The organism is Mesorhizobium sp. WSM3626 (assembly GCF_000513935.1).
GTDB lineage: Bacteria > Pseudomonadota > Alphaproteobacteria > Rhizobiales > Rhizobiaceae > Mesorhizobium > Mesorhizobium salmacidum.
Genome location: NZ_AZUY01000001.1, coordinates 163,132 through 176,159, shown reverse-complemented (window position 1 = coordinate 176,159; position 13,028 = coordinate 163,132). Strand labels below are relative to the sequence as shown.

Annotated in this window: 8 protein-coding genes and 1 pseudogene; 2 read left to right on the top strand and 7 right to left on the bottom strand. The window is 62.6% G+C overall.

From position 1 onward, the window contains the following. Positions 1–22 precede the first annotated feature (22 nt). Positions 23–514, bottom strand: a complete 492-nt coding sequence (locus tag M653_RS0100895) for a hypothetical protein (RefSeq protein WP_198028646.1) — start codon at positions 512–514, stop codon at positions 23–25. Between the two features lie 202 nt (positions 515–716). Between M653_RS0100895 and M653_RS0100890 the strand changes: the two genes are divergently transcribed. Continuing rightward, positions 717–1,112: a DoxX family protein gene (locus M653_RS0100890; RefSeq protein ID WP_027141582.1), complete on the top strand. Its 396-nt coding sequence runs from the start codon at positions 717–719 to the stop codon at positions 1,110–1,112. Positions 1,113–1,132: 20 nt separating this feature from the next. Here the strand turns inward: M653_RS0100890 and M653_RS0100885 are convergent, their stop codons facing one another. Beyond that, on the bottom strand, positions 1,133–3,559 hold the full coding sequence (locus M653_RS0100885; RefSeq protein ID WP_027141581.1) for an FAD-dependent oxidoreductase: 2,427 nt from the start codon (positions 3,557–3,559) through the stop codon (positions 1,133–1,135). 79 nt (positions 3,560–3,638) lie between these two features. After that, the gene (locus M653_RS0100880) at positions 3,639–5,177 is read right to left on the bottom strand and encodes a trimethylamine methyltransferase family protein (protein ID WP_027141580.1); all 1,539 of its coding nucleotides are present in this window, start codon (positions 5,175–5,177) and stop codon (positions 3,639–3,641) included. Between the two features lie 216 nt (positions 5,178–5,393). On the opposite strand from M653_RS0100880, the gene M653_RS0100875 reads away from it, so the two are divergent. After that, positions 5,394–5,984 carry a transglycosylase SLT domain-containing protein gene (locus tag M653_RS0100875; RefSeq protein WP_027141579.1) on the top strand — a complete coding sequence of 197 codons (591 nt, stop codon included), beginning with the start codon at positions 5,394–5,396 and terminating at the stop codon, positions 5,982–5,984. Between the two features lie 592 nt (positions 5,985–6,576). On the opposite strand, the pseudogene M653_RS0100870 reads toward M653_RS0100875, so the two are convergent. The 4 genes and pseudogenes from M653_RS0100870 to M653_RS0100855 all read right to left on the bottom strand — a co-directional run. Continuing rightward, positions 6,577–8,790, bottom strand: a pseudogene (locus M653_RS0100870) (ABC transporter ATP-binding protein); the annotation flags it as partial. A gap of 48 nt (positions 8,791–8,838) precedes the next feature. Continuing rightward, complete coding sequence (locus M653_RS0100865) at positions 8,839–9,996, bottom strand: ABC transporter permease (RefSeq protein WP_027141577.1); 1,158 nt, start codon at positions 9,994–9,996, stop codon at positions 8,839–8,841. Positions 9,997–10,007: 11 nt separating this feature from the next. Further along, the gene (locus M653_RS0100860) at positions 10,008–11,042 is read right to left on the bottom strand and encodes an ABC transporter permease (RefSeq protein WP_027141576.1); all 1,035 of its coding nucleotides are present in this window, start codon (positions 11,040–11,042) and stop codon (positions 10,008–10,010) included. 149 nt (positions 11,043–11,191) lie between these two features. Next, positions 11,192–12,850, bottom strand: a complete 1,659-nt coding sequence (locus tag M653_RS0100855) for an ABC transporter substrate-binding protein (RefSeq protein ID WP_027141575.1) — start codon at positions 12,848–12,850, stop codon at positions 11,192–11,194. Between the last annotated feature and the right edge of the window lie 178 nt (positions 12,851–13,028).

The window sequence follows — 13,028 nt, the reverse complement described above, 5'->3', positions numbered from 1 at the left end:
AATCACGCCTGCTGGCGTCGGCTCATTCCGGCGCCAGCACCGCGACCTTGAGGGTCTCTTTCTTGGCACCACTGAACTGGACGGTGGCTTGGCCGGCCGCCAGCTTGAACCGCACGCTCTTGCGGATGCCGGGGCAGGTTTTGACACCGCTATAACCCGCCGATTTCACGGCATGGCCGTCCTGGATCACATCGATCCAGGCCTCGCCCGACAGGCTGATCTGGATGGCCCCCTCCGGCGGAACCGCCAAGCTGGCTACGGCGCCGAACGTGCCTTCCGCGGGGGCCCGTTCGGGCGGCACCGCGAAACCGGCCTTGTCGGCCGGCACCAGCGCCAGATCCGCGGCGGCACCCACCGCGAGCGTCGCTCCGGACGGCGTTGAGGGCGCAGCCGCAAACAGCGCCTGTTCCCGCGTCACCGGCCATTTGAAGGCCTCGCAGCCGGCGTCCTCGGCCATGGCGAAGCTGGTGGTGCCCATAAGGATTGCGAACAGGCCGATGGCGACTTTTTTCATGGCGAGGGGACCCACATGTCTGGAGTGTCCATAAATCAATACAACCATAGCGATACAACTACAACCCTGGCTGGCACAATATCAAAGGTCAGGCTGGGGAACATTTCCAATCACCTATTGTTGATGGCAGGCCAGGGGAAGTGAATGGTCCATAGCCGGGCGATAACCTATGGCCGAGCCGAGAAGCCAAATGGAGTTTTGGATGAAGCTTTTCGATGGCCTTGCCAGATACCAGCCGCAGGCGCTTGGCGTTCTGCGCATCATGACCGCGCTGCAGTTCGTCGAGCACGGAAGCCAGAAACTGTTCAATTTCCCCGCAGGCGAGCACGCCGCCGCCGCGTTGAGCGGACTGCCGCTGGCAGCCGGCATCCTCGAATTCCTCGGCGGCATTCTGCTGGCACTGGGCCTTTTCACCCGCCCGGTCGCGTTCCTTCTGGCCGGCGAAATGGCGATCGCCTATTTCGTGGCGCATATGCCGCGCGACTTTTTCCCCGTCAACAACGGCGGCGATTCGGCGATCTCGTTCTGCTTTATCTTTCTCTATCTGGTCTTCGCCGGCGCTGGCGCCTTTGCGCTCGACAACCGCCGCAACGCATGATCCCATGCGGGGGTGCGCTCTCACCCCCGCATCCGTTCGAAATTAGCATCGAACAGCGGCGCCGCCTGCATGCGCGCCGCATGCCGCTTGCCCAGCAACTCGATCTCGAAGCCGTCGCTCTCGTCGGCGATCTCCTTCGGCACGTAGCCGACGGCGACCGACTTCTTCGAATGATGGGCGTAGCCGCCCGACGTCACCCAGCCGCGCACCACGCCGCCGAACCAGATCGGCTCGTCGCCGATGACATCGGCATCCTTGGCATCGACGATGAAGGCGCGTAGCCGCAACTTGCCGCCCTGTTTGCGCTCGGCCAGCGCCGCCGCCTTGCCGATGAAATCGGCGTCCTTGCCGTAGGCGACGAAACGATCGAGTCCGGCTTCCAGCGGCCCGTAGATCGGCCGGTATTCGCGCCCCCATGAACCATAGTTCTTCTCCAGCCGCAGCGCGTTGAGCGCGCGCGAACCGAACAGGCCGATGCCAAACTCCGCCCCCGCCGCGATCAGCGCCTGATAGGCGGCACGCTGATATTCCGGCGCCACCCAGATCTCGTAGCCGAGATCCCCGGTGTAGCTGACGCGGCCGACCAGGCACGGCGCCATGCCGATATCCATCTTGCCAATGGCCATGAAGGGAAACGCCGCGTTCGATATGTCGGAGCGCGTGGCTTTCGCCAGCACGTCCCTCGCCCTGGGACCGGCAATCGACAAGCCGGTGAGCTTTTGCCCCAGCGCTTCGATATGGACCGAGCCATCGTCAGGCAGATGCTGCTCGAACCAGCGCATGTGATATTGCTCGGCAATGCCGGAGCCGGCCAGGAACCAGCCATCNGGGCCCAGATTGGCCAGCGTGAAATCGCCGATCAGCCTGCCGTCTTCCTTCAGCATCGGCGCCAGAGTCATGCGACCGGGCTTCGGCAGCTTGCAGGCGAGCATCCGGTCGAGCCAGGCCGCCGCCCCCTCGCCCGTCACCTTGTATTTGGCGAAGCTCGATATCTCCGACAGGCCGACGCCTGAGCGCACCGCCGCGACTTCGGCGGCGACATGGGTGAAGTCGCTCGAGCGCCGCCATGAGAACTCGTCCTTGACGCCTTCCGGTGCGTACCAGAGCGGCACCTCCAGCCCATAGGCGACACCCCATTGCGCGCCCTTGGCCGATAACAAATCATAGACGGGCGTCGTCTTCAGCGGCCGCCCGGCCGGCAATTCCTCATTGGGGAAGCGGATCGAAAAGCGCCGCGAATAATTCTCGCGCACCTTGGCGTTGGTGTAGGCCATGGTCGCCCAGTCGCCGTAGCGCGCCACGTCCATCGCCCAGATATCGGCGCCGGGGTCACCCTCGATCATCCAGTTGGAAAGCGCGAGCCCGACGCCGCCGCCCTGACTGAAGCCGGCCATCACGCCACAGGCGACCCAGAAGCCCGGCAGGCCGCGCACCGGCCCGACCAGCGGGTTGCCGTCGGGCGCGAAGGTGAAAGGCCCGTTGATGATCTGCTTGATGCCGGTGTTCTGAAAAGCCGGGAAATGCCGGAAGCCGACCTCGAGCGACGGCGCGATGCGGTCGATGTCCGGCGCCAGCAACTCATGGCCGAAATTCCACGGCGTCTGATACTCGGACCACGGCTTGTTGGCCTTCTCATAGGTGCCCATCAGCATCCCGCCGCGCTCCTGGCGCAGATAGAGCTCGCCGTCGAAATCGACAGCGTGGATGACCTCGGTGCCGGTTTTGGCATTCCAGGCCGCGACCTCCGGCATATCCTCGGTGATCAGGTACATGTGCTCCATCGCCAGGACTGGCAGTTCGAGCCCGACCATGCGGCCGACCTCGCGCGCCCACAGGCCGCCGGCATTGACGACATGTTCGGCCACCACCTCGCCCTTGTTGGTGATGACGCGCCACATCCCGTCGGGACGGCGCACGATGTCCTCCACCTTGGTGAAACGTTCGATCTCGGCGCCCAGCTTTCGCGCCGCCTTGGCATAGGCGTGCGTAACGCCCGAGGGATCGAGGTGGCCGTCCTCCTTGTTGCGGACGGCGCCAACGAACTGGCTGGGGTCGAGCAACGGCATCAGCTCGGCCGCCTCTTTCGGCGAGATTTCCTCCAGCTCGATGCCGAGATAACGGCCCTTGGCGACGACCCCTCGCAGCCAGTCAAGCCGCGCCTCCGTGGCAGCCAGAAGGACGCCGCCGGTCAGGTGGACGCCGGTCGCCTGCCCCGACAGCTCCTCGATCTCCTTGTAGAGGTTAATTGTGTATTTCTGCAGCTTGGCGACGTTGGGGTCGCCATTGATCGTGTGCATGCCGCCGGCTGCGTGCCAGGTCGAGCCGGATGTCAATTCATCGCGCTCCAGGAGCACGATGTCGGTCCAGCCATGGCGGGCGAGGTGAAACAGCACCGAGCACCCAACGACGCCACCGCCAATGACCACGACTTTTGCATGCGATTTCATGGGTTTTTCTCTGATATCAGTGAGTTGGATGGGAGATATGAATCGGGACAGCAGGAGCCGCGCGCCGGCGCCAAGGAAATCACGGCTCGCCCTGCCCGATCGCTTCCTTGCGCTTGGCCACATAGGCCTCGAGCTCTTCACGGACGGCAATGTCCATCGTCGGTTCGACATAATCCGCCAGCGCCTTCTTCCACAGCCGCGTCGCGCGCGCGGTCGCGTCGAGGCCGCCGGCTTCCTGCCAGGCTTCGAAATTCTGCCAGTTCGAGAGCATTGGCTGGTAGAAGGCGGTCGCATAGCGCTCCAGCGTGTGCGGCTCGCCGAAGAAATGACCGCCGGTCGGCACCGCGCCCAGCGCCTCGACGGCAAGCTCGGCCTCGTCGACCACGATCGGGCGCAAAAACTCCATCATGTGCTGGATCATCTCGACGTCGATGATGAATTTCTCGAACGACGCCGTCAGCCCGCCTTCCTGCCAACCGGCGGCGTGGTAGACGAGATTGCCATGGCCAAGCACCGCGCCCCACAGCGCCATCAGCGTCTCATAGGCGCCTTGCGCATCGGCGGCGTTGGAAGCCGATCCGGGCGTCGTCCGGTATGGCAGGCCGTAGCGCCGCGCCAATTGTCCCGAGGCGATGTTGGCTTTGGTATTTTCAGGCGTGCCGAAAGCCGGCGCGCCGGACTTCATATCGACATTGGACGTGAAGGCGCCGTACATCACAGGCGCGCCGGGACGCACGAGTTGCGTCAGTACAACGCCGAACAGCGCCTCCGCATTCTGCTGCGCCATGGCGCCGGCCAGCGTCACCGGGCTCATCGCCCCCATCAGCGTGAACGGTGTCACCGCCACCGACTGGCCGTACTCGGCCATGGTCATCAGCCCCTCGGCCATCATCTCGTCGAAGCGGCGCGGCGAGTTGACCGAGATGATGGTGGCGATGCCGGGATCGCCCCGCATCTGATCCAGCGTCAGCCCGCGCGAAATCGCCATCATCTCGATGCCGTCCAGAGCCCTGCCCCGGCCGATCGCCGAGACATGGAAGCTCTTGTCGGTCAGCGTCAGATTGGTGAAGTAGGTGTCGAGATGGCGTGAGTTGGCCGGCAGCTCGACCGGCGCGCAGACCTGGTTACCAAGCATGTGGATACAGTTGAAATGCTGCGCCAGCCGGGTGAGATCGGCATAGTCGCGCAGATTGCCGGCACGGCGGCCACGCTCCATGTCGTGCACATTGGGAGGACCGGCCACAAGCGTGAAATTGATGGTGCTGCCACCGAGATGGATTGACTTGGCCGGGTTGCGTGGGGTCAGCGAATAGGTAGATCGCGTCGTCTTCAGCGCCTCGTCGACCATGCCGCGATCGACGCGCACATTGGCCGAGGCGTGATCGACCTTGGCGCCGGCTTTCTCGAACAGCGACAGCGCACGCGGGCTCATAACCTCGATGCCGAAATTCTCCAACATATGCATCGACGCCTGATGGATCGCCTCGATCTGGTCTGGTGACAGCAACGCCATCGGCGGATACGGATTCGTCACCCGTCTGGGCGGCAGCTGCGCGATGGGCGCTGGCCCCCTGTTGCTGGTGCGCTCGGCGCCGCGCTTGCGTCTTGGTTCGGTCATGCCGGCATCAAAGCTTCGGCAGCGCGGCCGGTCTGTCAGAAATACGCCGTTTGCCGGCGTGATTTTAGCCAAGGCGGCATATCTGCGATGCCTGTTTAGAAATGACGACAATTGGCGTCGGAATACCGATATGGCATTTTCTCACCTGCTCGTGCCGACCAGGCGTTAACGGCGGCAGCAAGATTCCCTTTATGATTTCGGCTTATTGCTCATCCAATGCGTAGGTCGAGTTTTAGTAAAATTGTAGCGGTGTGTGCGCTGCTGGCACTTTCGGCTTGCGCCACCGCGCCCAGCCACATCAACAATGTCTGCGCCGTCTTCGACCAGAATGACGGCTGGTTCGACAATTGGCAGTCGGCCGCCGAGCGCGCGTCCCAGAAATACGGCGTGCCGGTGCCGGTGCTGATGGCCACCGTGCGCAAGGAATCCGGTTTCAAGAGCAACGCCCGGCCGCCGCGCACCAAACTGCTCGGTTTCATTCCGTGGAAGCACGTCTCGTCGGCCACCGGCTTCTCGCAGGCGCTGGACGGAACCTGGTCGCAATATCAGAGCGAGACCGGCAACTGGGCGGCGCGGCGGACGAAATTCGCCGACGCCGTCGACTTCGTCGGCTGGTATCATTCCAAGACATCAGACGCATACGGCGTCGCGCGCAACGACACCTACAACCTCTATCTCGCCTACTATCTCGGCTGGACCGCCTATGGCCGAGGCAATCGTGGCGATGCCGGCGTCCAGGGCTATGCAAAGGCCACCGACAAGATGGCCCGCGACTATGCACAGCAACTGAGCCAGTGCGGCAACTAAAGGGTTGCCGCAACGGTCGTGGCTTTCAGCGCGGCTTCTTGCCGAATACCTTGATGTATTCAGCCTCGCCGCCCTTGGCTAGCGCCTTTGCCTGCCTGACCCAGTCCTCGCGCTCGATACGGCCGTGGAATCTCAGATGATCGTCAACCCACTCGCGCTCTGCCTTTTTCCATGCGGCGACCTGAGCGTAGGTGAAGATGCCGAGGCCATTGAGGATGCCTTCCGTCTTCGAGCCGACGCCGGAGATCAGCTTGAGGTCATCGGGTTTGGCAGGCCTGGCGATGCCCGACGGGCGGTTCTTGTCGACATTTGCGCCGGCCAGACGGGCTGGCTCCGCAGTCGCGCTCGCCTTTGTCGCACTTTGGCTTGATTTGGTCTGCCTCACCGCAGGCTCACCAATTGGTGCCACGCGTGCGTTCTCCGCCTGGCGGCCGTCTCCAAGCGTCCTTGGCGTGAACGGCGCGGAGGTGGCGTTGGCGGGCTTCGGAGAGGCATCGCCGGTCTCGGAGGCGTCATCCCGGACTTCGTGGCGGCGAGCACGCGAAACGGCTTCGGCCTCCTCGGCGGCCTCCCCCACGGCGTCGGCTTCCGCACTGGCCGTCTTGCCATGTGGTCGGTTGGGCGGCGTACCGGCAAAGCCCGGACCGTCGCCATGCGGCGCATCGTCCGGCACGCCCTCATGGGCGGCGTGTTCCTTGTCGAACTTGATCACAGGCTCCATGGTCTTGAGCACGTCGTCGGAAAGCCAGCATAGGCTCATATGGCCGTCGCCGAGATTCTTGACCGGCGGCACCTTGGTCTCGCACAAATTGTCGGGAACCAGCTTCTTGTAGCCGCAGCGTGTCTGGAACGGACAGCCGGACGGCGGGTTCATCGCCGAGGGTATGTCGCCTTCCAGCACGATGTGTTTCTTGACCACGCTGGTATCGGCGATCGGGATCGCCGACAGCAGCGCCTCGGTATAGGGATGATAGGGCGGTGCGAAGATCTGGTCGGTCGTGCCCTGCTCGACGATATAGCCGAGATACATGACGACGACGCGGTCGGCGATGTAGCGCACGACGGACAGATCGTGGCTGATGAACAGCATTGTCGTCTTGTTCTTGCGCTGGATGTCCATCAGCAGTTCGGTCACCGCCGCCTGCACCGAAACGTCGAGCGCCGAAACCGGCTCGTCGGCCACAACCACCTTGGCGTCGCCGGCAAAGGCGCGTGCCACGCCGATGCGCTGCTTCTGGCCGCCGGAAAGCTGGCGCGGCTTGCGCGTCTCGAACGCCCTGGGCAGTTTCACCAGGTCGAGCAGTTCCAGCATGCGCTTGCGCCGGTCGGCGACCGTCTTGCCGACATTGAATTTTTCCAGCGTGCGGATGATCTGCGACCCGACCGAATGGCTGGGGTTGAGCGTGTCGAACGGATTCTGGAACACCATCTGGATCGACGACACAGTGTCGACGCTGCGCTTCTCGATGCCGGTCGACTGGATTTCCTTGTTGCCCAGCGTCACGCTGCCGGAACTGGCCGTCTCCAGCCCGAGCAGCACCTTGGCCAGCGTCGACTTCCCGCAGCCGGATTCGCCAACGATGGCGACCGTCTCGGATTCGCGCGCCATGAACGAGATCGTCTCGTTGGCCTTGACGACGCGGCCTTCGCTCGAGCCGAACACCTCGCTGCCGCCGACCTTATAATATTTCCGAAGGTCCTCGATCTTGAGCACCGGCGCGCCGGGCACGACACGTTCATTGACCTTCTTGGCGCCGGGCGGCAGCGCGTCCCAGTCGATCTCGTTGAAGCGTACGCAACGCGAGAAATGGCCTTCGTGACCCGCGACCTCGATCATCGGGATCTCGGCGGCGTTGCAGACGCCCTCGACGAAATGGTGGCAGCGCGGACCGAAATTGCAGCCCTTCGGCCGCTCGTGCGGCAGTGGCAATTGGCCGGGGATAGAGATCAGCGGCCGCGAGTTCTTGTCGGCGCCCGGCAGCGGGATCGAACGGAACAGCCCTTGCGTATAGGGGTGGCGCATCCGGTCGAAGACGTCCTTGATCTTGCCCGTCTCCACCGCCTCGCCCGAATACATCACCGTGATGCGGTCGCAGGTTTCAAGGATCAGACCGAGATTGTGCGAGACGAAGATCATCGAGGTGCCGAACTTCTCGCCCAACCCCTTCACCAGGTCGACGATGCCTGCTTCCACGGTCACGTCGAGCGCGGTGGTCGGCTCGTCGAGCAGAAGCAGCGCCGGCTTCGACAGCAGCGCCATGGCAATGACGATGCGCTGCTGCTGGCCGCCGGAAAGCTGGTGTGGATAGGAGCGCATCATGCGCTCGGGATCGGGAAGCTTGACCGAGCGCACCATTTCGAGCGCCCTGGAGTAGGCCTCTTCCTTCGAAACCTTGTCGTGGATCAACGGCACTTCCATCAGCTGCTGGCCGATCTTCATCGCCGGATTGAGGCTGGCCATCGGCTCCTGGTAGATCATGGCGATCTTGTTGCCGCGGATGGCGCGCAGTTCCTCGTCGGAGAGCTCGCCCATGTCCTTGCCCTGGAACTTGATCTTGCCGCCGACGATCTTTCCGATGTTGGACAGGTCGCGCATGATGCCGAGCGATACGGTCGACTTGCCGCAGCCGGATTCACCGACGATGCCCATCGCCTCGCCCGGCATGACCGTGCAGGAAAAATCCATCACGGCTGGTATCTCGCCCTTGCGGGTGAAGAAGGAGATCGACAGGTTCTCGATCTCGATGATCGGCCCATTGGTCGGCCCATTGGTCGGCTTGGCGGGATTTCGAACTGCCTCGTTCATGGGTCGCTCCAATCCAAATTTTACCAGACGCGGGTCAAGGCCCGTCAATCAGTCTTTCATCGATTGCTCGCGCAGCGAATCGGCCAACAGGTTGAGCCCCAGCACGAACGACATCAGCGCGATCGTCGGCGGCAGCGCCGGATGGATGAAGGAGCGCAGCAATCGGCTGGCGTCCTTGATCGCGGTGCCCCAGTCCGGGCTCTCGGGCGCAAGCCCCAGGCCGAAATAGCCCAGCGTGCCGAGCAGGATCGTGGTGTAGCCGATGCGCAGGCAGGCATCGACGATCAGCGGTCCGCGCGCATTGGGCAGGATTTCCCACAGCATGATATACCACGGCGATTCACCGCGCGTCTGCGCCGCCGCCACATAGTCGCGCGTCTTGATGTCCATCACAAGGCCGCGCACGATGCGGAACACGCCGGGGCTGGAGGCGAACACCACAGCCACGAAAATGTTGAGCTGGTTGGGATCGATGTGGACGATGTGCAGCGGATCCCTGTCGAAGACCAGGCCGAGGTAGATCCAGCCGCCTATGATCAGCGTCAGGCCAAGCAGGATATAGATCCGGTCGGGCCGGTTCTTGTAGCGGGTCCAGAACAGCACGCTGAAGAAGATGATCGGGAACAGGAAGAAGACACCGGCCAGCGCATAGGGAATCGGCGTGTCCATGATGCCCGGCGTCACCAGCAGGTAGAACAGCAGGATCACCGGGAAAGCCAGCACGAGGTTGGCCAGGAACGACAGGATGGAATCGATCTTGCCGCCGTAATAGCCGGCCGGCAGGCCGAGCGTGATGCCGACCATGAGCGCGAAACCGGTCGCCGCGGGTGCGATGATCAGCACGATCTGGCTGCCATAGACCATGCGCGAGAACACATCGCGCGCCAGCTTGTCGCCGCCGAACAGGTAGACAAGCCCCGATTGCGGTTCGATGGCGCCGGGCAGCGTGTCCTTCATGATCGGGACCTGGCCGAGCGGATCGAAAGGCGAGATGGTCGAGGCGAAGATCGCCGTGAACAGCCAGAACAGGCAGATGAAGACGCCCGCCATGCCGACGCCGCTGTCGAACAGCTGGCCATAGAGCGCCAGCTTCTTCTTGTAGAGAAAGCTCGCGCCCATGACGATGAAAAGCGCGGCCCAGACCGGCCAGAAGCGCCAGAACACTTCGAGGATGATGGTGGAGGCGCCGATATATTGAGCTTGCATGCGCCTTCTCCCTACTGAACGCGGATGCGCGGATTGAGGAACGCGTAGCCGACGTCGGAAATGAGCTGCGTGATCAAGACGATGAACACCGAGACCAGCGAACAGCCGAGCAGAAGATCGATGTCGTTGTTGCCCGCGGCCTCGACCAGCGTGTAGCCGAAGCCCTGGTAGCGGAACATCACCTCGACGATGACGACGCCGGTGAGCAGCCATGGAAACTGCAGCATGATGACGGTGAACGGCGCGATCAACGCGTTGCGCAGCGCGTGCTTGACCACGACGCTCTTGAAGGAAAGCCCCTTCAGGCGTGCCGTGCGGATATATTGCTGCGTCATCACCTCGACCATCGAGGCGCGCGTCATGCGCGCGATGTAGCCGATGCCGTAGATCGCCAGCGTGATGACCGGCAGCGTGAAGTTGTAGAAGGTGATACCCTGGCTCGCCGAGGCGGCAGAACCGTTCAGCCAGCCGAGCCATGAGGCGAAGACGACGGTGAAGATGACGCCCGACACATATTCAGGTGTCGCCGTCGAGGCGATCGACGCGACCGACAGCACGCGGTCGGTGCGCGAGCCCTCGCGCATGCCGGCAAGGATGCCGATCAGCAGCGAGACCGGCACCATCACCGCCAGCACCCAGAACATCAGGATGCCGGTAGCGCCGAGCGCCGGGAACAGCTTGGCCCCAACCGTGGTCTTGAACTTGGTCGAGCAGCCGAAATCGCCCTCGATGACACCGGAGAATGTCGGCACCGTCGGGTCGTTGCAGAAAGAGAAGCGCTGTGTCGTCTTCCCCGTCGCCGGATCCGTGATCGGCTGCTTGGGCACGACGCCGAGCCACTGGCCATAGCGAGCGAAGAAGTTCTGGCGGTAGCCGTGATTGACCAGCCAGCTTTCGAGCTGCTCGGCCGATGTGTGCATTTCGGTCTGGCTGATCGCCAGCTTCTTCAGATTGGGTTCGAGATTGACGAGGAAGAAAACGACCAGCGTCAGGCACAGCATCGTGAGCAGTATAGTGCCGATGCGTCTGATGATGAATGAGAACATTGTACCCCCTGCCGGCCGGGTTGGGGTCAGATATGGTCAACCCTGTTTCGAAAACCTTGCGACGTCACGCCGCCGCTGCATCCAGTGCAACGGCGACGATCCCGCGAATTCGAGGGGCCAGTCGCCCCTCGTATTCGTCAAGCTGTGGGTCACGCCTGATCGAGCCAAACCTTGCCGAAGTCGTGCTCGTAGGTGGGGTGCATCGAGTGGTTCTTCACCTCGGGCTTGATGTTGATGTAGAGCTTGCGCCAGTAAGGCTGGATGATGATGCCGGACTCCTGCAGCATCGTCTCGATGTCCTTCATCACGACTTTGCGCTTCTCCGCATCAGCGATGCCGAGGGCCTCGTTGACCTTCTTGTCGAAGTCCGGATTGGCATAGGCCGTCTCGTTCCAGGCTTCGCCGGAGCGGTAGGCGATGGCGATGACCTGGATGCCAAGCGGACGCATGTTCCAGTTGGTTTCCGAGAACGGGTATTTCGTCCAGTCGTTCCAGAAGGTCGAGCTCGGCAGCACGGTGCGCTTCACCTTGATGCCGGCCTCGCGCAGCTGGGCCGCGATCGCGTCGGTGGTGTTCTTGTGGTAGTCCTCGTCATTGCTGATCAGCTCGTGCTCGAAATCGATCACGCCGGCTTCCGTCAGCATCTGCTTGGCCTTGGCCATGTCGCGCTTGATCTTCGGCAGTTCGACATATTCCGGATGGATCGGCGCGACATGGTGGTTTTCGGCCGGCGTGCCGGCATTGCCATAGCCGAGCTGCAGCACGACCGAATTATCGACGGCGAGGCACATCGCCTGGCGCACCTTCTGGTCGCCATAGGGCTTGGCATTGATGTTGAAGCGAGAGACCACGGTGGCCGCGGTCACGACTTCCGAAGCCGGCGCACCGACACCTTCGATGATCTTGACGTAATCGGCCGTGGTTTCGTGGTTGGTCTGCACTTCGCCCGATTCGAAGGCCGAGACCGTCGCGGCCGGATCGGTGCCGTAGTCGATGAACTCGACGCCATCGAGGAAGGCTTCGCCCTGCCACCACTTGCCGGTCGTGCGGCGCTTGTAGACCACCTTCTGGCCGACATCATAGGAGACGAGCTCGAACGGACCTGTGCCGATCGGGCAGTTCTTGAAGTTGGCGCCCTTCTCGTCGAAGGTCTTGTGGACGACGAGGCCGGGATAGTCGCACAGGTTCGGGATGATGGCGATGTCGGGCTTCGACAGCTTCAACTTGACGGTCATGTCGTCGACCTTGACGATCGCCCCTTCGCGCAACTTCTTGGTCGTCTCATCGACGAGACTGCCAAGGCGTCCCGGCATCGAGTTGCCTTCCGCTGATTTGTCGGCCCAGCGGGTGAAATTGTAGATCACGTCATCGGCGGTGAACTTGTCGCCATTGTTCCATTCGACGCCAGGCCGCACATGCAGCGTGTATTCGGTGGCGTCGTCGTTGATGTCCCAGCTTGCCAGCAGATATGGCGCGAAGGTGTACTCTTTGGTGTATTTCACCAGCGGCTCGAGCGCCTGGCGCTCGGCGTTGGAAATCTCGGACCAGTCTGCTGTACGCGGATCCTTGGGATCCTTGACGGACATGGCGACCTTCAGCACGCCGCCTTTCTTGCCTTGGACGTCCTCGGCCTTGGCCGGGGTCGGAGCGGCAAGGCCGAGCAGCCCGTAGGCCATGGCCGTCGAGGCGCCGAAGACGCTGGCGAGCGCGAGGAATTCGCGGCGGTCGACCTTGCCTGACTTGGCTTCTTCGGCCATCGCCAGGATGTGATCCGGAACGCTGTCGCCATTGCTCTTATAGATTGTCATGACTAACTCCCATTGTTGGCTTTCCGCCGATTAACATTCCGCATCCAGGCCATGATGTCAAAGACGACATGGATTGGGAACATGTTAGCGAATGTGCAACTTTGAAAGGGGGGCAGTTCGCGTGATAGCGACAGTCTTGGCGCAAAATTGCTAGTGCGCCCAGATTTCGCCAAAATCT

Bases quoted from the DNA above. Each gene is read 5' to 3' on its own strand.
- M653_RS0100855 (WP_027141575.1), bottom strand. From the start codon at position 12,850: ATGACAATCTATAAGAGCAATGGCGACAGCGTTCCGGATCACATCCTG.
- M653_RS0100860 (WP_027141576.1), bottom strand. From the start codon at position 11,042: ATGTTCTCATTCATCATCAGACGCATCGGCACTATACTGCTCACGATG.
- M653_RS0100890 (WP_027141582.1), top strand. From the start codon at position 717: ATGAAGCTTTTCGATGGCCTTGCCAGATACCAGCCGCAGGCGCTTGGC.
- M653_RS0100895 (WP_198028646.1), bottom strand. From the start codon at position 514: ATGAAAAAAGTCGCCATCGGCCTGTTCGCAATCCTTATGGGCACCACC.
- M653_RS0100880 (WP_027141580.1), bottom strand. From the start codon at position 5,177: ATGACCGAACCAAGACGCAAGCGCGGCGCCGAGCGCACCAGCAACAGG.
- M653_RS0100865 (WP_027141577.1), bottom strand. From the start codon at position 9,996: ATGCAAGCTCAATATATCGGCGCCTCCACCATCATCCTCGAAGTGTTC.
- M653_RS0100875 (WP_027141579.1), top strand. From the start codon at position 5,394: ATGCGTAGGTCGAGTTTTAGTAAAATTGTAGCGGTGTGTGCGCTGCTG.